This is a genomic window from Butyrivibrio fibrisolvens (assembly GCF_037113525.1).
In the GTDB taxonomy this organism is placed as follows: domain Bacteria; phylum Bacillota; class Clostridia; order Lachnospirales; family Lachnospiraceae; genus Butyrivibrio; species Butyrivibrio fibrisolvens.
Genome location: NZ_CP146963.1, coordinates 2018513 through 2040243, shown reverse-complemented (window position 1 = coordinate 2040243; position 21731 = coordinate 2018513). Strand labels below are relative to the sequence as shown.

20 protein-coding genes and 1 other annotated feature are annotated in these 21731 nt (G+C 40.3%); of the genes, 1 reads left to right on the top strand and 19 read right to left on the bottom strand.

The window, feature by feature from the left end:
* Positions 1 to 15 precede the first annotated feature (15 nt).
* From WAA20_RS08425 to tyrS, 5 genes are all read right to left on the bottom strand, one after another.
* Positions 16 to 1320, bottom strand: a complete 1305-nt coding sequence (locus WAA20_RS08425; protein ID WP_207649272.1) for an amidohydrolase family protein — start codon at positions 1318 to 1320, stop codon at positions 16 to 18.
* 40 nt (positions 1321 to 1360) lie between these two features.
* Positions 1361 to 2209 carry a purine-nucleoside phosphorylase gene (locus WAA20_RS08420; protein WP_073386057.1) on the bottom strand — a complete coding sequence of 283 codons (849 nt, stop codon included), beginning with the start codon at positions 2207 to 2209 and terminating at the stop codon, positions 1361 to 1363.
* 132 nt (positions 2210 to 2341) lie between these two features.
* Positions 2342 to 4249, bottom strand: a complete 1908-nt coding sequence (locus tag WAA20_RS08415; RefSeq protein ID WP_073386055.1) for an ABC-F family ATP-binding cassette domain-containing protein — start codon at positions 4247 to 4249, stop codon at positions 2342 to 2344.
* 126 nt (positions 4250 to 4375) lie between these two features.
* Positions 4376 to 6253, bottom strand: coding sequence for a serine hydrolase (locus tag WAA20_RS08410; protein WP_073386054.1), 1878 nt, complete (start codon positions 6251 to 6253; stop codon positions 4376 to 4378).
* 95 nt (positions 6254 to 6348) lie between these two features.
* Positions 6349 to 7572: a tyrosine--tRNA ligase gene (tyrS, locus tag WAA20_RS08405; protein WP_073386052.1), complete on the bottom strand. Its 1224-nt coding sequence runs from the start codon at positions 7570 to 7572 to the stop codon at positions 6349 to 6351.
* Between the two features lie 122 nt (positions 7573 to 7694).
* Positions 7695 to 8003: a binding site (T-box leader), on the bottom strand.
* Between the two features lie 375 nt (positions 8004 to 8378).
* Here tyrS and WAA20_RS08400 point away from each other — a divergent pair.
* Positions 8379 to 8921: a VanZ family protein gene (locus tag WAA20_RS08400; protein ID WP_073386049.1), complete on the top strand. Its 543-nt coding sequence runs from the start codon at positions 8379 to 8381 to the stop codon at positions 8919 to 8921.
* 93 nt (positions 8922 to 9014) lie between these two features.
* Here WAA20_RS08400 and WAA20_RS08395 read toward each other — a convergent pair whose 3' ends face one another.
* From WAA20_RS08395 to WAA20_RS08330, 14 genes are all read right to left on the bottom strand, one after another.
* The gene (locus WAA20_RS08395; RefSeq protein ID WP_139263646.1) at positions 9015 to 9245 is read right to left on the bottom strand and encodes a hypothetical protein; all 231 of its coding nucleotides are present in this window, start codon (positions 9243 to 9245) and stop codon (positions 9015 to 9017) included.
* 60 nt (positions 9246 to 9305) lie between these two features.
* Complete coding sequence (locus tag WAA20_RS08390; RefSeq protein WP_073386046.1) at positions 9306 to 10184, bottom strand: type II CAAX endopeptidase family protein; 879 nt, start codon at positions 10182 to 10184, stop codon at positions 9306 to 9308.
* Positions 10181 to 10315, bottom strand: coding sequence for a hypothetical protein (locus WAA20_RS08385; protein WP_278308437.1), 135 nt, complete (start codon positions 10313 to 10315; stop codon positions 10181 to 10183). Before WAA20_RS08385 ends, WAA20_RS08390 begins: the two co-directional genes overlap by 4 nt.
* A gap of 186 nt (positions 10316 to 10501) precedes the next feature.
* On the bottom strand, positions 10502 to 11179 hold the full coding sequence (locus WAA20_RS08380) for a zinc dependent phospholipase C family protein (RefSeq protein ID WP_073386045.1): 678 nt from the start codon (positions 11177 to 11179) through the stop codon (positions 10502 to 10504).
* A 266-nt stretch (positions 11180 to 11445) separates the two neighbouring features.
* Positions 11446 to 12744: a TldD/PmbA family protein gene (locus tag WAA20_RS08375; RefSeq protein WP_073386043.1), complete on the bottom strand. Its 1299-nt coding sequence runs from the start codon at positions 12742 to 12744 to the stop codon at positions 11446 to 11448.
* 86 nt (positions 12745 to 12830) lie between these two features.
* Positions 12831 to 14219, bottom strand: a complete 1389-nt coding sequence (locus WAA20_RS08370) for a TldD/PmbA family protein (RefSeq protein WP_073386042.1) — start codon at positions 14217 to 14219, stop codon at positions 12831 to 12833.
* Positions 14220 to 14398: 179 nt separating this feature from the next.
* A complete protein-coding gene (locus tag WAA20_RS08365; protein WP_073386040.1) occupies positions 14399 to 15274 on the bottom strand; it encodes a GNAT family N-acetyltransferase in 876 nt (291 codons plus the stop codon).
* A gap of 459 nt (positions 15275 to 15733) precedes the next feature.
* On the bottom strand, positions 15734 to 15928 hold the full coding sequence (locus WAA20_RS08360) for a hypothetical protein (RefSeq protein WP_338802647.1): 195 nt from the start codon (positions 15926 to 15928) through the stop codon (positions 15734 to 15736).
* Complete coding sequence (locus WAA20_RS08355; protein ID WP_338802645.1) at positions 15928 to 17007, bottom strand: IS110 family transposase; 1080 nt, start codon at positions 17005 to 17007, stop codon at positions 15928 to 15930. The genes WAA20_RS08360 and WAA20_RS08355 overlap by 1 nt, the downstream gene beginning before the upstream one ends.
* Positions 17008 to 17153: 146 nt before the next feature.
* Entirely contained in the window at positions 17154 to 18128 is a 975-nt protein-coding gene (locus tag WAA20_RS08350; RefSeq protein ID WP_073390523.1) for an aminoglycoside phosphotransferase family protein, read from the bottom strand.
* 99 nt (positions 18129 to 18227) lie between these two features.
* A complete protein-coding gene (locus tag WAA20_RS08345) occupies positions 18228 to 18605 on the bottom strand; it encodes a hypothetical protein (protein ID WP_338802642.1) in 378 nt (125 codons plus the stop codon).
* Between the two features lie 226 nt (positions 18606 to 18831).
* Positions 18832 to 19269: a LytTR family DNA-binding domain-containing protein gene (locus WAA20_RS08340; protein WP_073390527.1), complete on the bottom strand. Its 438-nt coding sequence runs from the start codon at positions 19267 to 19269 to the stop codon at positions 18832 to 18834.
* Positions 19270 to 19274: 5 nt separating this feature from the next.
* Positions 19275 to 20636, bottom strand: a complete 1362-nt coding sequence (locus tag WAA20_RS08335; RefSeq protein WP_073390520.1) for a hypothetical protein — start codon at positions 20634 to 20636, stop codon at positions 19275 to 19277.
* A gap of 191 nt (positions 20637 to 20827) precedes the next feature.
* Positions 20828 to 21718, bottom strand: a complete 891-nt coding sequence (locus tag WAA20_RS08330) for a hypothetical protein (protein ID WP_073390518.1) — start codon at positions 21716 to 21718, stop codon at positions 20828 to 20830.
* Positions 21719 to 21731 lie beyond the last annotated feature (13 nt).

The window sequence follows — 21731 nt, the reverse complement described above, 5'->3', positions numbered from 1 at the left end:
TGATTTAGTTAATGCTTAATCTCTTCCAAGCTCTGACATGATTCGCTTTTTGATATTTTCAGCTTCTGCATATAGGTCGTGTGGGTCTACGCCTATGTTGAACTTGCCGTCTTCGTATCTGATAACGCCTGCGATCATGGTCAGCTTGACGTTTTGCTTGCTTCCGCTGTATACGAGGTTCTTGCAAATGTTATTTATTGGCTGCATGTTGGGCTGGTCGAGGTCTATCATTATAAGGTCAGCCTGCTTGCCTGATGCTAGGATATCGCAGTTTGGAAGGTTCATGGCATGGGCACCGTTAACTGTGGCCATTTTAAGAACTTCCATGGCATCTATAGCTGATGCATCGTCTTCTCTTATCTTGCCAAGACCTGTTACAAGGAACATCTCTCTGAAGAAGTCCAAACAGTTGTTAGATGCAGGGCCGTCTGTGCCAAGTGCAACCGGGATACCATGCTTCATATAATCAGAAATTGGTGCAATTCCTGATGCAAGCTTAAGGTTTGAGCCGGGATTGGTGACAACATACATATTCTTTTCCTTAAGAATCTGCATGTCCTCTTCATTTACATGAACAAGGTGATAACCGCCACCACCAAAATCAAAAAGTCCCATTGATGCAAGGTACTTAACAGGGCTCATGCCATAGCGCTCAATACATCCATCTGTCTCAGACTTAGTCTCAGCAATATGTGTGAAAACAGGTGCTTTGTACTTATGAACAAGTTCTGAGAACTTAGTAAGAAGCTCCGGAGAACAGGTATACTCTGCATGAATTCCCATGAAATAAGAATTCAAAGGATCATCTTCTGTATTGAGTTCATTATACATGCGCTCTACAAGCTCAAGTGACTGAGAGAAATTGTTAACACATCCAACCTGAACACATCTCATGCCCGCTTCCTTGCAAGCCTTAGCAATAGTTTCAGGAGTCAGATACATATCAAAGATTGCAGTAATACCGCTTGTAAGATACTCTAAGATAGCAAGTTTCGTAAGAGTATATATATCCTCCCCAGTCATCTTAGCTTCAACCGGGAATATCTGATTATTAAGCCACTCCTGCGTCGGAAGATCATCCGCAAGCGATCTCATAAGCGTCATTGCACTATGAGTATGAGCATCCTTAAAACCAGGCATAAGTAAATTGCCCTTACAATCTATCTCTCTGTCAAAACCACCCTCTGCATCCGCACCAACAGCTTCCTCGCTTGTACCCACGAAGGATATCTTATCTTCCTGTGTCCAAACTTCACCTACAAAAACAGGCCTATCTTCTTCCATTGTAAGAATTCTAGCATTGTAAAACCTGATGTTCATGAATGTATCCTCCAAATATAAACTATGATTTTGGTCCTCTTTATTTAAACCACTCGATGTCCCCGAACTGTTTGATGGATTCTGTTACGAGCTTTGCAAAGCGAGGAGCTGCCATATCTGCTGCTTCCTGCACTTCCTCATGATTAAGAGGATTTGCGCTCATTCCTGCTGCAAGGTTACTGATGCAGGACACTCCGCAGATCTTCATTCCCATATGGTTAGCTGCAATAGCCTCTACAACAGTGCTCATGCCAACTGCATCAACTCCAAGTGTTCTGAGCATGCGGATCTCAGCAGGTGATTCAAATGAAGGACCTGTAAGCTGGCAGTAGATACCCTCTTTAAGAGCGATTCCATTATCAATAGCAGTCTTTTTAAGGATTTCCTGAAGGTCTTTATTATATACATTACTCATATCAGGGAATCTGAGTCCAAGTCTGTCATCATTTGGTCCAATAAGAGGATTTGGTGCAAAGCAGCTGATGTGATCAGTTATAAGCATAAGATCACCGGCGCTGAAATGATAGTTAACACCGCCGCTTGCATTTGTAAGGAAAAGAATCTCAGCACCCAGCATCTTCATAACTCTTGCAGGAAGAACTACATCAGAAATAGGATAACCTTCGTAATAGTGTACCCTTCCTTTCATGCACACAACAGGAGTCTTGCCTACATATCCGAATATAAACTTACCATCATGTCCCGGAACAGTAGATACAGGGAATCCTTCTATTTCAGAGTATGATACTTCTGCTTTAATATCTATATTTTTAGCATAGTCGCCAAGACCAGATCCAAGTGTAAGTGCAACCTTGGGAACAAAGTCTGTCTTAGCTCTTATAGCTTCCACGCACTTTTCAACCTTTTCATAAACTTTTGAATTAGTCATCTTCCACCTCTTTCTGATATTTTCTTTTTCTATTATATATTTTCAGTTACTAAACTCTGTAAATAAAATATAATCAACTGCCAGCCTCAGGAATACTCTATAGCTTAGCTAATTTTATCTACTTTAAGTTAATCATTTCTGTTTCGCTATTGCTTCAGCCTTCTCTTCAAGATATACATATCTTTCCATGAGTTCTTCAAGCCTCTTCTCTTCGGCTTCCTTCTTCTCGCCTATCTCTCTGAGCTTACCAAAGTTCGTGGAATTAGCAAGTATATCTTCTTCATACTGCGCGATCTTTTGCTCGCACTTTGCAATATCATCTTCTATTGTCTCATATTCCTTTTGCTCGTTATAGCTGAATTTCAATTTGTGCTCGCCGCGAGTCGCCTGAGCGCCTGCAGTATTTGTGTCATTAGCATCTGACGCACTGCCTGCACCGTCACTACCTGCGCCGGACTTTTTAGATGAGCCTGCTGCAGACACATTATCATCAGTAAAGTCCCAGGACAGGCTTCCATCAACGCCCTCCTTATGAGTTTCAAAAAACTCAGTATAGGAGCCGTTATACAGATGTATGCCGCCGTATGAATCGAAAGTCAGCATGCGTCTTCCTATTCTGTCCAGGAAGTATCTGTCGTGAGATACTGCTATAACAATTCCGGGAAAAGAATCAAGGTAATCTTCAAGTATCTGCAATGTTCCTATATCAAGGTCATTGGTAGGCTCGTCCAGGATAAGAACGTTGGGAGCTTCCATGAGGACTTTGCAAAGGTACAATCTTCTTTTTTCACCACCAGATAACTTACCGATGGGCTGGTACTGAAGACTTCCTGCAAAGAGGAACTTTTCGCACATCTGGGAAGCTGATATATAGCCGTCGTCAGTCTTGATGTACTCGGCTGTATCCTTGACATAGTCGATGACCCTTTGATCATCGTCCATGGTGGTTGCTTCCTGAGCATAGTATCCGATCTTGACCGTCTCGCCAATCTCGATATGGCCTGAATCAGGCTGAATACTGCCGACTATCATCTTCATAAGAGTAGTCTTGCCGCAGCCGTTCGGGCCAAGTATACCGATACGATCATCTCTTGTAAAAGTAAAGGTGAAATCTTTTATTAAAGTCCTGCCTTCGTAGCTTTTGGCTATGTTGTAAAGCTCGATGGTCTTCTTGCCAAGTCTTGAAGAGATGGCCGAAATCTGCACATCTTCATCGAATTTAAGCTTTTCTTCATCTCGAAGTGCTTCGTAGCGCTTGATATGTGCCTTTTGCTTGGTTGAACGGGCACGGGCGCCTCTTCTCATCCACGCAATTTCTTTTCTTAAGATATTGGCATGTTTGTCCTGAGTAGAAAGAGCTGACGCGATACGCTGGGCACGAAGCTCAAGGTAGCCTTCGTAGTTTGTATCGTAGGTATAGAGCTTGCCCTGATCAACTTCTACGATCTTATTGCAGACAAGGTCAAGGAAATACCTGTCATGAGTTACCATAACAAGGGCGCCTTTATAATTTTCCAGATAAATCTGGAGCCACTCACTCATGGCGTTATCAAGGTGGTTAGTAGGCTCGTCAAGAAGAAGGATGTCGCTGTTTTCAAGGAGCCTAGCGCAAAGCGCAGCCTTTTTTCTCTGGCCTCCTGAAAGCTGGGAAACCTTCTGATTTATGTCATTAAAGCCAAGAATGTTAAGGATCTTCTTGGCTTCACCCTCTATCTGAGCCTCAAACTCTTTGGCTTCAAGTCCGTTCTGAGGATGACGCTTTTGAACATTAGTTGATACAACGTATTCGTAAAGGGTGTAGTCCATATCAAACTCAGGATTCTGAGGAAGGTAGGAAATAACCACGTTATTACCCTTCACTATATCGCCCTCATCTTCCTCCACAAGGCCTGCTATAAGGCGAAGGAGCGTCGACTTTCCGGTTCCGTTAATACCGATAACACCGATGCGGTCGCCTTCGTCAATTCCAAAGGATGCCTCCTCAAGTAAAACTTTGTCCGTAAATGCCTTAGAGACATCTTTCATGGATACTAAATTCATTAAAAAACACACTCCTGTTAAAGAAAAACTCTTTTGGCTCCCGAATCACAGATTCAAGATTCCAACTAATTTATTGTACTATATATCCTCCATCCCCGCATACATCATTTATGTCTGTTCTTTTCATTAATTATCAGCATCACCGGCAGACTCTTCTTCTGCACTCTCGGGCTTTATAAGAAAGCCATGAACTCTGGGATTTATAGTGTAATGTATCGTCTTACTTATAAGCATGGAAGCACCAAAACTATCCAGCTTGCTAAGAAGAACCCCCTGAATACCCTTGGTAGTTGAAACACATGAAAGCGCAGTATTCAGCATCTCATTGCCCGGATATTCATTGAAGTGAACATCAATACCTTCAGGAACATTACAGCCTCTAAAGCCTCTGGTATCTTCCTCTGCGTACTTGCTTCCAAGATAGATATTGATACGCCTTTCACTTGTTTCTTCCAGCAAAAAGATCCTTAGCATTATTGCCATTCTGTTGTATTCATCAGTTGCAAGCTTTGTTTTAACAACAGCATCATACACTTCCCCGTGGATGTTTAGTGAAACAAAATTGCCATAGGTATCATCTCCGCAAGGAAGAGTGTATATCTGGTCGCCTTCGTATATCTGAACGCCAAATCTCTTTTTATCTATAGGAACAAAGCCAATCTTGGTAATGCCATCAGTGAAATTGTTGTGCGTGATCTGCATCATAAGAGGGAAAATACCTATTCCGCTATCTCCAAGATCATAGGTACTTCCATACAAAGTCCTGATCCTCATGATCTTGTCCTGCTGGTTGTCATAGGCATCAGAGCGTCTGTTCCAGCCGCCGCGAAGGATCAGCTTATTCGGCACCTCTTTTTCCTGAATACGTGTAATAGTCTTTTCAAGGAATTTGTCACTTAACGGATCTTCTTTGAGTGGATGATCAAAGGCTTCAATATTTGTCATCTTCTCATATATGATATTCGTGGTGGAGCCTGTCTGGAATACCTCGTTATTGCCGGCATTGACTGCCAGAACCATATCAAGATCAGGATATATATATACGTTCTGACCCAGCATGCCATTGAAAATATAAGCACCTTCCCTGTTGTTTATAAGCCACAGGTGATATCCGTACTGAGGAGCTTCCGGAACATCAGTTGTAGCATGTGCTGTCGTGGATGCCACGACCCAGCCTTCGGGCACAAGCTGTTTTCCTTCCCATTTACCCTTTTGAAGATAGAGCTGGCCCAGCTTACACATATCTTCTATACGCATAAACAGACCCCATCCCCCTTTGGTATTACCAAGAGGACAAGTTTCCCAGAAAACGCGCTTGATCCCCATAGGGTCAAATATCCTCTCTTTTACAAAGCTAAAGAGGCTCTGTCCTGTAATTGCATTCACAATGGCAGAAAGCATATATGAATTCATAGAATTATAATTAAATTCCTTACCGGGAGGAAAAAGAGTACCCGAATCCATGAAGCCTTTGATCCAGTCATTGCCTGCTATCGCTCCGGCTTCATTGAACTGAACGCCGCTGGTCATTGATAACAGATGTTCAACTGTAACATCGCGAAGCCTTAACATGGATGTAAGAGTTTTTTTATCAGGAAGAAGATCCAAAACCTTGTCGGTAATTTTTAGTTTCCCTTCTCCTATCAATATTCCAATAGCCATGCCTGTAACGGATTTGGACATAGAATGAACTACATGCCAATAATCCAGATCAAACGGGGCAAAAGAAGTTTCGCCAATGACTTTGCCATGTCGCATGACCATTATCTTATGCATATTAGATTTGGGGCATTCGTGGAGTTCTTCAAAAAGATCTTTGACCCACATTGCAGAAACGCCCTGAGACTCAGGCGTCGCCCTTTCAAGAAAGGTCTCGCCCTCCATGGGCTCTTTAGAAAAAGCCGGTTTCTGCGGCTTATAATCAACTTTGCTGATCTCACCTGTCTGATGACCAACAAGGCGCATAACTAGTTCTCCAACATAAAGATCCGATGCAAGTGCCATACTGTACCTCCGTTGCGAGTCTAAATCGTGCCACACATTATATGTTACCACAAAAAAGGAGCATCTTGGTAATCACCAAAATGCTCCTTTTCGTCTTATACAGTAACTTTCTTGAATGCCTTCTTACCACGACGAACCATTACGCCATCGCCTGCGAAGAAGTCCTTGTCATATGCAGTTGCTACGTCTGTAACTTTCTCATCTGCAACAGTTACGCCGCCCTGCTGTACGTTACGTCTTGCTTCTGATCTTGTAGCGCAAAGGCCTGCAGAAACAAGTACCTGAAGGATATCAACCTTGCCGTCTCTGAAATCTTCATCTTTAAGAGCCACTGTAGGAACATTAGCCATGTCTCCACCGCCTGCAAAAAGAGCCTTGGAAGCTTCCTGAGCCTTCTTAGCTTCTTCTTCGCCATGAACCATGTTTGTAAGCTCATAAGCAAGGATCTCTTTTGCCTCATTGAGCTTAGCATCTTTCCATGTAGCCATCTCTTCAATCTGATCAAGAGGAAGGAATGTAAGCATTCTGATGCACTTGATAACATCTGCATCACCAACGTTTCTCCAGTACTGGTAGAACTCGTAAGGTGTTGTCTTCTTAGGATCAAGCCATACAGCGTTACCTGCTGTCTTACCCATCTTCTTGCCCTGTGAGTCTGTAAGAAGTGTGATTGTCATGGCATGAGCGTCCTTACCAAGCTTACGACGGATAAGTTCTGTACCACCGAGCATGTTGGACCACTGATCGTCTCCACCGAACTCAAGGTTACAATCATACTTCTGGAACATGTAATAGAAGTCGTAAGACTGCATGATCATGTAGTTGAATTCAAGGAAAGAAAGTCCTTTTTCCATACGCTGCTTGTAGCACTCTGCTCGAAGCATGTTATTAACTGAGAAGCATGCACCAACTTCACGAAGAAGTTCAACGTAGTTGAGGTTTAAAAGCCAGTCTGCGTTGTTAACCATAAGTGCCTTGCCGTCTGAGAAATCGATGAACTTCTCCATCTGTCTCTTGAAGCACTCTGCGTTGTGGTCGATGTCTTCTCTTGTAAGCATCTTACGCATGTCAGTACGTCCTGATGGATCACCGATCATTGTTGTACCGCCGCCGATAAGCGCGATCGGCTTGTTACCTGCCATCTGAAGTCTCTTCATAAGTGTAAGTGCCATGAAGTGACCTGCTGTAAGGCTGTCTGCTGTACAGTCAAATCCGATGTAGAATGTAGCTTTACCACTATTGATAAGCTCTCTGATTTTTTCTCCGTCTGTTACCTGGGCAAGAAGGCCTCTTGCCTCGAGTTCTTCATAAACTCCCATTTCCTTACCTTTCTGCACACTTAGTGCCCTATAAATATTTCGCGCATGAGGGGCTTTGGTCTTATGCCCTGGCCACTACAGGATTTTGGGTAATAAAAAAGCCCTTTGCGCTGTTATTAGCTACAAAGGACGGATATTGTTCCGTGTTACCACCTTTATTCACACAAGACTCACGCCTTATGCCTCAGCAGGTACTCATCCTTACAAATGAAATCTCTACGGATTCATCTAAAAATGAAGACCCTTCCACTGTAACGGTTGGATTTCCGTCTTCCCCTACTTTCAATCAAAAAATGTTCACAAATCATCTGATTGTTTCCGGGAAGCTGCTCACGGAGGTATTCATCAAATGCCAGTTGCTGCGCCTCTCACCAAACGGCCACTCTCTGTAGCTTGTACATTCAACTACTTATTCCGATCAATGCATTTACTTTTACATATTTTAAGAAATAGATTAAATAAAGTCAAGTCCAAAAAGCTTCTCATGTCGTCGCAATTTATCATAAAAATGTTTTTAGGTATTTCAACAATTCATTATAGGAAAAAACATATGATCATAACTGTAAAAAACAGTATTTTCTTCTGGTCAGACGATCATCATGACCAATGCGGCATTTTGGTTATGGTTATATAATTATCGGTTTTTCGTGTACATATATTGTTCAAACAATCGCAAAAATTGCTTTATTTTAGGTTTACGTTATAAAGATAAAATTAATTCAAGGATGATTATTAAAAGTTACAAAAACAAGCAAAAAGCGTGTTACAGGTAACAAAAATTTCTTCGTAAAAAGGGGTAACTGACTATGAAGAATAACACGAGTAGAAGTATTGATTTATCTTTTTTGGTATTATCTTTTCTTTCCGCTACAGTAATAGCAATTATCATACACCTTACAAGGCAAAGTGGAGCTGATACGTTAAGCACACAAAAGCTGGTCGTATCTCTTTTTCCTGAGCTATTTCCAAAGCACTATCACAATGTCGTATGGCTGTCTCTTGGGCTTAACAGTGCAAGGAAGCTGGCACACGTCTATGAGTTCGGTGCTCTTGGTCTTGTAATGACGCTTATGATCATTACATCTCCTGTTGGTAAGAAACTCAGAAACAGCAACTCGTCTACCAAAATTATATTTTTATATTCTATTGGTATATGTGCATTTGCAAGTTTCTGCGATCAGGTTCATAAAACATTCATAGTATACCGCCACTTTGATGTACATGATCTGGTGCTTGACGCTGTTGGTTATGTTACTGCTGCAACTCTTATCTGTACATTTTATTATATTAAAAAGCACCCGATAATCCATAAACCCAAATATAAGATTACGCCAGACCAGGCTTTATAAAATCGTTATTTAAAAAAAGGAGTCATCCAAGGATGACTTCTTTTTTAATACATTTTTATATGTCTTGTAAATGTATAGAATTGTCTAACTTTATTAGGAAAAAAAATCATCAATAAGTTTATCTCTATAATCTGGATCACCCATTGCTTTATCAAAGTCATCAAGTCTATCAAGCTCTTTTAGCTTCTGATACAACTTACTCGTGATGTCTTTGCCGTTCTCATAAGACGATTCTTTAACATGATTAATATGTGCTTCTTCGTTATATTCAGTAAACAGCATTTCCTTCGCCTCCATTCTATGAGCTTCCAGAATTTCTTTCATAATGCCTTCTTTTGTTCCATTATAGAATACCACGAACTGAAGCATCACAACCATTTTCGTTCAAAATACTTCGATAGCTTCCTGATTATTTTCACTGGCAGCAATCTTCTTAAGTACCATTTTGATAAGAAAAGCACAACCTATCGAGATTACAAAAAGCACAAGCCCAGTCGTAAGAAATGAGCTGGTCTGCGTTCTTTGAAGCTCTGCTGTCTCCTCAAGATTTATTCCTGCTGAAGCTGTTGCAAGCTCTGCTATCATAACAACAACATATCCAAAACTATTGATTATCGTATGCATAATGATAGATGTCCAGATACTACCGCTTGCAAAATTTGCAAGGGCAAATATAAAGCCCAGAACCATCGCATAGCACATCTGATTGATGTTAAGATGAAGAACGCCAAACATGATAGCAGAGATAGCTGCTGCAACAAAAAGAGAAGAAACTTTCTTCAATCTGTTAAAGCAGAATCCCCTGATAGCAATCTCTTCACAAAGTGATGCTACTATAGCCACCACAAACCAGGATCCAAATATTGATCCTGACATTTCTGAAGCAGACTCTATCGCTGTATTCGGGACAAAAATCTGTGACAGAACATTTGCACACGTATATAAGGGAAAACTAAGGATCGTAAGTACTATTGTCCAAAGAACTGTTTTAAATCTGATCCGACGAAATCCAAAGCTTTCTGTAATACTCTCACCTTTTAATACAGTGTAAATGATCGCCGGCATCACAATTCCCAGCTCAACAACAGTCCCATACACATAAAAAGGAATACTTACTCCATTGATAATAATATAAGAAAAAGCATTACTGAGAATTATATTTGCCAGGACCATCAACACATAGGTTGCAACAATCCCTATTATTGTGCGTCTTTTATCTGTCTTCTTCTCTTTGTCTGCCATCTGAAATACTTCTGCGTTCATATCTTCTCCTCCTTCCAGTTTTTGTCGTATAGATGCGCGGGCAACTTACACTGTAGATATTCAAGACGCCAGGCCTTACATTTTTCTCTCATCAGTGGGGTTTCAAGTGATAAAAAACTTATATTTTCCATAACTAATACCTCCAGTTACTTTCAATGATTTTGTTCCTATATATCTTTTATCACATAATCTCAAGACCCTATCTATTTACACTGATTTGCATCATTTTTACACGTTTTTTAGTTTGCACATAAAAACGCCGCCCTGATGCGTTATCACAACTCTGGGTGGCGTCTTTTTTACTAAATAAATAAATTTTATATTAACGGTTTAATATTAGTTATTATCGTCTCGACTGCATCCTCAACAAACTTATCCGACATCTCCTTAGTCAGGTACTGATAATCCCTATGCAGATCTCCATGCTCATCGCTATGATAAAACCAGCAGATATATCCTCTCCTGTTTTCAAAAGCATCCGCAGGGAAGGCTTCCATAAAAACATTTGTTATATCTCCTGAATTCTCATAAAGATTAAATGCTCTAAAATCAGGGTGTTGCTCAAGATAAAGGAAATCCAGATCATACCAGTCTTCCTTATTTTTCCAGATGAATTCATTAAGTGACATACCTTCTTTGGCCGCATTTTCTTCGTTACATCCCCAAGGGCCTCGTGCCGCTTTGGTCCACTCAATATCTGTCAAAAGATGTGTCAGATATCCCAAAAAGAATGAGAATTCCTTAGCAGAGTAATTCTTTATCATGTCTTTGGAGAAATACTCATTAACATACCTGTCGATATCTATGTTTCTCTTATCTGTGCCCTTTCCTTTAAAATGAGTCACATCTCCTGATGGTGTAAATGAAGACCAGTCCTCATTGGGAACTCCGCTATCTGGAGCGATATTCCCCACAACAAAAAATGTTTTGTCAAGTCCTTCGATTCTGTCAAGCAGCTTATCTGCAACCCTTAAGTGAACCATCCATGATGCCATACCGTATTTCCTCCTACAATTTCATAAAATGTAATTCCATGTACCAACTACAGGATGTAGTTATTACATGTTTAGAAGTTCATGGATGAACTTCTATGTACCACCTACAGGATGTAGTTAGTACATGTTTAGAAGTTCATGGATGAACTTCTATGTACCATCTACAGGATGTAGTTAGTACATGTTCAGAAGTTCATGGATGAACTTCTATATACCATTGTAAAGTTTGCCCTAGGGGCAAGGTCAATACGGTAAGAGATCCTCTTTTATTTTCCGGAAATAACTACGCCGCTAACAGCAATATATGGAACAACAGAGCTTCCGTCGCAAATCTGTTCCTTGGAGATATCACGGATATTTTTTACGATCTCTCCAAGATTTCCGTTTACCATAGTCTCGGATACAGCATACTTTACTTCTCCGTTTTCGATAAAGAAGCTGTTCTTGGCAACTCCGGAGAATTCTCCATTTGTTCCAGGTTCTCCACCGGAATATCCACCCATGATCAATCCTTTATCAACAGACTTGATCATTTCTTCAAGCGACTTATCTCCAGGCTCAACAATAAGATCCCAACCTGTATTCTTAACTACCGGTCTTCCTGTTTTATTAGCAGCATACAGACTTAAGCTGTGAGTTTTCAGAACGCCTTTTTCTATAAGCGTTACATCCTCAGTCCTGAAGCCGTCCTGAGTTCCTCTTTCTCCGCAAACAATCCTCTCATCAAATGGTTTCTTGGATATCGTAAGCTTATCGCTCGCAACCTGCTCTCCGACTTTATTAAGCCACAGACTGGTTTCGTCGATGATAACGCCATCAGACATGTAATTACCAATAAGCATACCTAAAAACTGCTGAACTGCATCAGGTGTAAGTATGACTGTTCCTTCAAACTTGCCTTCAAGGCTCTTAGTATGAATGCTGTTACAGATGTCTTCCAGGCTCTTTCTAAAGTTCCCAAGTTCAATGAATGGCGCATCAAGATTATCTACGCATACACCTGCTCCGCTAATTCCTGTGTTAATGCCATCTTCACTGGCACTGATCTGAATGTAAAAATTATAATGGCCCGAAAAGTCTTCAAATTCTGTCCCGTTAGTGTTTCTTGATATCCAATTACTCTTGTTATAGGAACCTACAGCGCTCATGACAAGCACCTTGGGATACTCTTTTTTAATGGTATCAAGACATTCTTGTATTCTATCGATAAACTTATCCATATCAGGCTCGTATAAGCCCTGTCTGAATACTTCTTTGCCCTGATCAGGAGCCATATCATGGCATGGATCCTCGGGTGAAGACTCTGCGGCACTTACGCCAGCCTCTGCAAGATTTATAAGAGCATCCTTGGAAAAATCATTTCCACTGGCACTTCCCATCTTATTATCTTTAAAAACCTTTATAGAAGTATACTTATCAAAAACAGTTCTCATAAGCTTGAATTCACCGTTTTCGACATTGATCTCCTGCTTTTCGGAGTTTACGAGAGTATATGTGTATTTATTTACATTTTTTTCTTTTAGTATATTATCAAATAAGTCTGCAACTTCTCTTATATTGTTCATTTTTTAAACCTCATGTCGCGAGTGAAACGAAAGACTAATGGTTCAAATTGATAGAGCTCGCAATATCAATTTGTGCTTTCTCCTTATTAACGTCCGCCAATCATGATCTTACAACGCATATGTGGTCCGCCCATTCCTACTGCCATACGCTGCTTTTTGCCACAGAATCCGCTTGAAGACCATTCAACTTCATTGGAAACCATATCAACAGTTTTAAGCATATCAAAAGCAATACCTGAAACTGTTGTATCGAGAAGTGCCCTGCCTAATTTACCATTCTTGATCTCATAACCACAGGTTACGCCAAACATAAACTCTCCGGTAAGATCAGCCTGGCCATTGCCGGAATCAATAAGATAATATCCATCATCTACAGATTCGATCAGTTCTTCGACAGTATTCTTACCCGGAAGAATGCAGGTATTTCTCATTCTGATAAGAGGCTCGTCATTGAATGCCCATCCTCTGGCGTTTCCTGTTGGCTTCATGTTATATTTTTCTGCGGTTTCACGACTGTTCATATATCCTGTGAGAATTCCGTCTTTGATAAGCACTGCATCCTCTGCTTTGGTACCTTCATCATCAAGGTATACAGGGAGAGGCGCAAGGCCTCCATTATATGTATGAGCAAAGTCAACTAAAGTGACAATGTCAGAAGCTACTCTTTTTCCAAGGTTAGGTCCAGCAACGCTTCCGCCCATAACAAGGTCTGCTTCTACGGTATGACCTACAGCTTCGTGCGCAAGCATTCCGCCCATCATGCCGCCAAGTACTACAGTCTTGTAGCCTGCCTGAGCGTAAACACCTTCAGTCTTGTCCTTAACCTTTTTATATAACTTCTCAAGTTCAGGATAATACTGTTCAATATCTGAGAAATTGTCCTCAAAGCTGCCAAATCCGCCAAGAGGTTTGAACTGCTCTACGGGTGTACCATCTTTTGTTTTCATACTCATATTGATGTAGATGTAGCACCTTGGTGTAACCAGATGTCCGTCATAAGCATCTGAAGAATACACGATCCTATCCTGTGAATCTTCGCTGTAATAGACGCTTCGGCTATCAAGATCAGGATATTTCTGAGCGATGTAATCGTCTATTTTACGGCATACGTCAATTATTCTCTTTTGCTCGGCATCAACAATGTCACAATTTGTAGGAATACGCCCTGTCCCATAAGAAGGCGGAAGAACAATTCCTTTACTATCTGTATGACGAGAAAGAAGTTTAACATTGTCAGCTGCTGCTTTTAAAACCTTCTTTGCAGCTTCATCACTGTATTCAGCAATAGATGCAAATCCAAACAGTCCGTCTTTACCAACTCTCGCACTTATACCTCTTGATTCGCTTCTTGAATTAGCTACAATATTTCCCTTCAAGATGCCAACTACCCTGGTGCGATTTTCCTGCGCTCTGAGCACAGTCTGGACACCGTCTTCAAACAGTGCCTTTTCTTTTTCAAAAATGTCTGTCAGCATAATAACCCTCCATTCAATAAAACTGTATCACTCATTATACTTAATATATTAACTATATACAATCAATAAAAAACAGACCCAAATACACTTATCCAGGTCTGTTTTACACTTAAATTTTAATATTTTGATCAGCCTTCAACCCTTGTTATAGTAACTTGTATTCTTGACCAGAATAAAAACTAGTCCTTCCAGTAAAAAGTATAATGATGCTTCTTTCTAAATCCAAGTTTTTCATAAAATTCCATATTGGAAATCACATAGGCTCTGTTTGCCCCAAGCTTTTTGGCTCTTCGAAGTGCTTCGAATATCAAGGCTTTCGCTACACCTTTTCCTCTATATGAGGGAATAGTGCAGACAGGTTCAACATAAACATAGTCTGTTCCCGGCATATACCATAGAAGGCAGCATGCCACCATCTCGCCATTTTCATTAACAGCAGCCACACCTAAATCCTTGTTAAAGTGCTTCCTGACTCTTGGGATGATTTCTTCTTCACGCTCAAATTCAGCTTTATCATCGCCATGGTCAAAGCCTTGCCAGAAAAGCCACTCAAGATCATATACATCCTCTACAGGATCCGGACAAAAGAACTTAAGGCCAGTTGGCAGTTCTGCGCTTAGATCATCGTCTAAGCTTTTTTCCATGATAGTCTCGTCCTGATCTGCGATCGTAAATCCAAGATCCCTGATCGACTTAACTTCATCAGCGTTTTCATCACAGATTGCAAGTCCAAATCCGGAGTCATCTTTAAGCTCTCTACAAGCATATTTCACTACGTCCGGATATAGATCTTTATGCTCCAGGAGAACTCCGCAAAAGCCCTCGCCAAAATACATATCATAGATCGCAGCGCCAACTATCTTATCATCTACGGTCCAAAGGCCTATTGAATTCTTTAAACTCTTATCAAACTCCGGGTGCTCGATCATCCACTCAAGTCTCGCCCAGTTCCAGTTAATATGGCTGTCATTATTCGCATTTAATACAATAAGGAACTCACATAATGCCTCATAATCATCGTCAGTATAGTTTTTAAATAGTATATCTGTTTTCATGTTTTATACTATCTCTCTATACTTTCTTATATATTTTGCACAAAAGAACCAGCATTTAAGCCTTCTGTGCAATTGGTTAATAAGTTACAAACAATGATAAGCAATAAATAATGGGCGAAAACTATGTCATTTCAGGTACAATGCATATGTGTTTCCAGTCAGAAGGGTGCACGAAAGATAACGTCATCCTTTTTATGAAGGCGAATCTGTGTCCCATTCTTCCCTATGGCTGCTAACCTCTCATGTCTAACAGGATCGTACTCCCGTAGGAGTGTCCTAAATTCCTTCGTCCAGCCTACCCATAGTGGGGTGCCGCCTCTGCTCCATTCCAGGGTCATGCCCTATATAGTATGTCTTAGCGGCTTCGCTCTGCTTTGTCATTGCTAGAGAGCACTCCTGTAATCCAGCACCAATTGAACTCTTGGCGGACGTTGTCTGGTACAGTATGTGCTGTTTTAATTAGGCTGCTTCCGGTCTGATGATGTCCCTTCGGAACTTTTCTTCATCAAAGTCACAACCTGTCTGTAGTATTACATAGAACACTCTGATAGCCTTACATGCAACTGCTATCTTTGCCTGCATTCCTCCAAGAGGATTTCTTGTTCTGTTCCTGTAATAAAGGAATACATCTTGAAATGCAGGATTCCAGTTCATCAGTGCACAGCCGATTCATACATTGTTCTACGTAACTTTCTTCTGCCCCTCTTACTGATTCTTGGCTGCCCTTTTTTCTTTCCAGAACTCTTTTTGACTATCTCTAGCCCTGCAAGCTTCTGTATCTGCTTTGGGTCAGTGAAACGTCCGATATCACCAACCTCTGCTATAAAGCCAATCACAGTACTCATCCCTACTCCTTTAATGGCGAGCAGTTTCTCCACATTCGGTACTTCTTTTACTTTTTCCTCCAGGTATTCATCAAGTCTTTTGAGCTGTTCTGCCTTCAGTATATAGTCATTCACAAGAACCCAAATCTCGAGTCTTGCAGCCTCACCAGCTTCTAAACCTACACTTTCCTGTGCAGCTTCTACCAGGGTCTGAGCCCTCTTTAGCCCTGCTGCACGTACCTTTGCATCACGCCATATCTGATTGATTCCACCTGCCCCAATTTTTAGGATATCCTGTGGAAGTGGTGCACTCTTTAAAAGCATAAGTCCACTTGTTGAATCCCAATCGGAATAACAATCCAGATACTCAGGAAAGAATTTTTGCAACCATCCCTGTATCTGATTAGACAGACGCACATGCTGCTTCATGATCTGGTCTCTACACACAGAGGCTTCTCTAATCTCCGCATATACTCCTTCCGGCAGATAAGAAGTTGAATATCTTCCTTCTTTAACCAACATAGCAATTGTTTTAGGATCCTTTAGATCACTCTTTTCTGGGCTGTTATCATCCAGTTCTTTGCTTCTATTTACAGTAAATGGATTTACTGTTACAAGCTTTACATCATGATCCTGTAAAAACTTCTGAAACGTAAGCCAGTAGCAACCAGTAGGCTCGCAGCCAACAATAACCTTCTTCATTTCGGTCTTATTCATGAGTTCCTCAGTCCATCGAAGGAATGTAAGGAATCCCATTCGGTCGTTACTAAACTTAAACACTCTTCTGGATAGCTCAAATCCCCTCCAGTCAAACGCTCTACAGAAATGTGTCTGTGATCCAACATCAACCCCAACAATCAATGTATTTGCCGTAACTTGCTTAAGTCTGTCATTCTGTGTAAAATTCATTTTGAGAAACCTCCGGTTAGCATAAGATGTTTTTTCATCCGCCAAGATGAACACCTTTATCTTACTTAGAGGTTTCTTTTTATTCAATTGGCGTTATTTCTGAATTACAGGAATGCTCCATTAATCTCGTCAAGTTTTACCATTCATCACAGTATTGCAAACGCCATATCATACATATCTCTGGCATCTTTGGTGTTTCTGATGTAGTTTTCTTCATCCGGCTCGTATCTTACATATTTTTCAACCTCTTCAATAAGGGCCAGAAGGCATACCGCAAATGCATATCTTTTTTCTGTTTCCGGTGAGATTGTAATCTTCTCATCAGCAGTCTCATTGTATATTTCAAGCTCCTTTTGCTTGGAAGATAAAGGAGATTTCTGGCCAGTGCCAAGAGTGATAAAATCAGCCACAGGATCTCCCCAATATCCGCGTTCCGGATCGATCCAGCAGATCTTACCATCTTTATAAAGAACATTGCTGTCCCAGAGGTCGAAGTTGACCATCCTGGATGGAACCTTTCTAAGGAGCTCTTCATGCTTATCAATAAGACTTAAGAATTTCTCCCCATCAGGAGTTTCATAGCCAAGCTCCTTACAATCAGAAACGAGATTTGAAGCCATAGCCTTTAATGCTTCAAACCATGTATCATGAAGCCCTGACTGCCTATAGCCATATTTATCATTTTTGATCCTGTGTATCTTGGCAAGCATACCGATCTTTTGTCTCTGAACATTTTCATGTTCATCGTCAGTAAAATTCACTGCCCAAAGAGGCTCACCTTCCATCAGCTGCATGATAAAACAGTTACTCTTTATTATTTTCTTGGAAAAATCAAACACGTATACTTCAGGGCACAGGATATCAGTATTATCATGCATCTGTTTATACCAGAATACTTCCGACTCCATCATATTCTTTTCATACGTAAGGACCTGGGCGTCATCAGGCGGTGCAATCTTTAGAGCGTAGCTGTTCCCATTGTCGCAAGTAACCTTGTATGCAGCGTTGAACTCGCCATTTCCAAGAGGTGTGATACTCTTTACAGTTCCCAAATTATGGTTTTTAAATAAATCTCTTATCTCGTTCTCACTTGCTTCGTATTTCGTCTTACTCTTTATCATGGCTCTGAACCTCCTTCAGCAGTTTTATTCAAAATTACTCTATCATTTCTTTATAAAAACAGACCCCAACACACTTATCCGGGCCTGTTTTTCACTGATTTATCTGATTGCGTTTTCTTGTTTTTCCTGGTACTTGAGAAGATCTTCCGTCATATCTTTAGCGGTCTTCAAGTCAAGCCACCAGATTATGAGATTAACCAGTACAAATATTATTACTATACTTATTGCAACTCCCACTGCTGCCGCGATCAGCTCTGATGTAATCTCTCTTCCTCCAAACATAAACGCAAGCATAAGCACTATGATAAGAAGCATATTCATCACTTTTCGTATCAGCTCCTGCTTAACCGATAACTCTTTCTTATCTCTTATCACAATACTTGGAATCGTCCCAATAAGCCCATAGATAAGCGGATACATAAACGCTTCATAGCCAAAGACCTGATCCGGCTCAAGAAGCTTTCCCAATATAAGCATTGCTAAGTTAATTAAAGTCACCGTTATAAAAAAACTATTCAATATATCTCTTATTCGTTCCTTCATAAACAATCCTCGAATTAATTCCCTATACCTATAATATCTTTATGATTGCCATGCTCAAGCTCCGCCCACATAAAATCTAACAAAAGCCTTGATGATTCCTGAGGATGGCAGTTAATAAATCCATGTCATCCTCAGGAATCCGCAAGAACCTAAATCCATGTCATCCTCGAAGCCTTTCTTTAATCTCCGCCACATATTTTCTTGAAATGATAACGTTTTCATTATTCTTAAGCTGACATAAGAACCTGCCATAAAGTGCCGGTTTTATTGATGTTATTTTCATAAGATTCACAACAACCGACTTAGAGATCCTGGCAAAGCTTCTATCTGCAAGAAGCTCTTCGAATTCATACAAGCGCTTATGAGATTCATAACAGCTCTTAGACAGATAAATGAAAGTCTTGTCATCCACAGCTTCGATATAATAGATTTCAGAAAGTGGGATCTGATACTGTTTTTCCTGCTTTGTGGCTTCAATAGTGCCCTGATGGAGCTTAACAAAACGGATAATCTCTTCTACCCTGGAATCGCGCCTGTGGCATCCAATCTCAATATATTCAGTTTCTTCGCTCAGGATCTCTTTGACCTTAATCTCCACTATTATCAATAACTCTCTTCTACAGAGAATTCTCCTTCGTTTTTTAGATAGCAGTCATAGAATCTTAAGATGATGCCGTTCATGGTATCAATACACTCTCCCGCATCCACACTTCCTGTGCCAAGCATATCTGCAAGGAATGGAGATATAAGCGGAAGATCTGTAAAATTCATATGTCCTGCGTTCTTAAAGTACGTTTCATATCCGCAGGTCGCGTTTTGCAAAACAACATTATTGGCATATGCATACGAGTTCTGTACTGCCTCGATTTCGCTGTTATGATGCTCCTCATTATCTATTGCAAGAAGAGGTGCCCGATAAGGCTCATCATTTATCGTAACTACGCCGTTTTCTACGCCTGTCTCTTCGCCAAGCATCGTTCCGTCAATATCTATAACTGCAGATATATCATCTCTTCTTCCCACCGTAACAGCAGTTGCACCACCAAGTGAATGTCCCATCAGACCTATTTTATCAAAGTCAGTTGCTTCAATAACAGATTCGAAGATGCCTTTATCCTTCTCATCATAAAACCATGCGTCTGACAAAGCTTCGCTATTTCCAGCTTCCTTAAGTTCATCTATTACAAAATTCATGTCAGCTATGCGAAGATTCATCCACTTAGATGTAATGTCATAGATTTCTGATTCCGGAACATCGCTGCTGCCAACATTAAGAGCTGTATTAAAAAACTCCGGATCAACTGTAATTGTCTTACCTGAAGAATCTTTTGTGAAAAAAGAATGATACGGGTGGTCAAGACTTACTACAACATATCCGTGGCTTGCAAGCTCCATATAAGTAGAGCTGTTACTCTGATAATAACCAAAAGCGCCGTGGCTGAATATTACAAGAGGAAGGCAGTCTTTTTCAAAATCATCTATGTTCTTTGGAAAATAAAAATGAACCGGTACCTCACGATAAGAACCATCGTCTTCAAAGGTCTCTACTCTGTTTTCATCAATAAGTATCGCCTGAGCCTGCGCAAATTCATACTCTCCTGTCGTCTCCCTGCCGTTATAATCCCTTATAACAAATGCAGGCAGCATACTCATTGCGAAAATGATAATTCCACCTATACAAGATAATACTATTGTAACACGCTTTTTAGACTTTTCGTTTTTACGACTCACCAAAAATGAAATTAGTGCAATTATAAGCCTTATAGCCAGAAGACCAGCAAGTCCCTTGTACCTTATGGATGATCCCGTTCCGGGAAGGAGCAAAAGAAGCAAAAATGCCATTTCTGCAATACACAGCAGGAGCCTTCTGGAGATCCATTCTTTCTTTAAGGGTTTTCTTAAAAACTCTGATACTGTAAAGCCAATCTCGATAATAAGAATAATAAGTAATAAAATAGTTGCCATAGTTTTTTACCGCCTTTCTGTTTTATAAATCGACTATATATCCGGCACAGCCTCTATTCAATGCGTGCACTGGTAAGATGCACAAATCGGCGGTGAAATGCATTTTTGCAAATAAAAAGAGCCATAAATAGACACTTTAAGATTTTAGTGCTATTTATGGCTCTTTTTTACATTACTGGACTGTATCAGGATCAAATCATATCATCAAATTTATCCCTATCAGGAAAAATTTCATCTAAAAGTAATTTCCTATATTCTGGATCCTTCATTGCCCGACCATAATCATCCAAACGATTCAATTCTTCGAGTTTATTATATAAACTACTCATGATGTCTATTCCATCTTCAAAAGAAATCTTTTTCTCATTTTTAATATGCTTTTTCTCATCATATTCTGTAAACAGCATTTCTTTCGCCTCCTGCCTGTGGTTAGTAAGGACATCTCTCATGACGCCTTCATTTATGCACTCGTCGATAGCTACATCAATCGCATCATTCAATGACAGCCCCTTAGCTTGATTCCTGCGGATCTTGTCAATCAAAATTGCGTAGTCTCTAAGTTCTTTGCACTTATCCATCAGTTCTTTATTATGCTTGTAATTTATATTTAGTACTGTAGCTTCACATTCAAGCGCAGATCTATATTTTCCTTCTCCTGAAAACGCTTCACTAAGCTTTAATATTTTCTTGTCAGGTTCATCCTTACAACCATTGTAAAATACTACAAATTGTGGTGTCGGAATCTTTACAAGTTTACTTCCGTAGAAATCAGCCTTATCAAATACTGTTTTCTGATATAGTTTAGCCAAATAGATGAGCCCTCTAAATGGGATATTGGGATTAACTGTACTTTGATGCTCATAAAGATTCATCGTCTCCGTAAAAAGAAAAGAGACATCATTCTTCATGGTCATATACAAAAAATCCTCAATTGTGTTAATCTCAATATCTTCGGGATTATCGTATTCAGTCCCATTTACGGCATTGTAAAGATTTAGCAGTGCCTCCTTCTTAGAAAACACTACCTTAAACAGTCTGTCCTTATGCTCCCTATTAGCTGGGAATTCTTCAACTTTTTCCATTTCTTACCTCCAT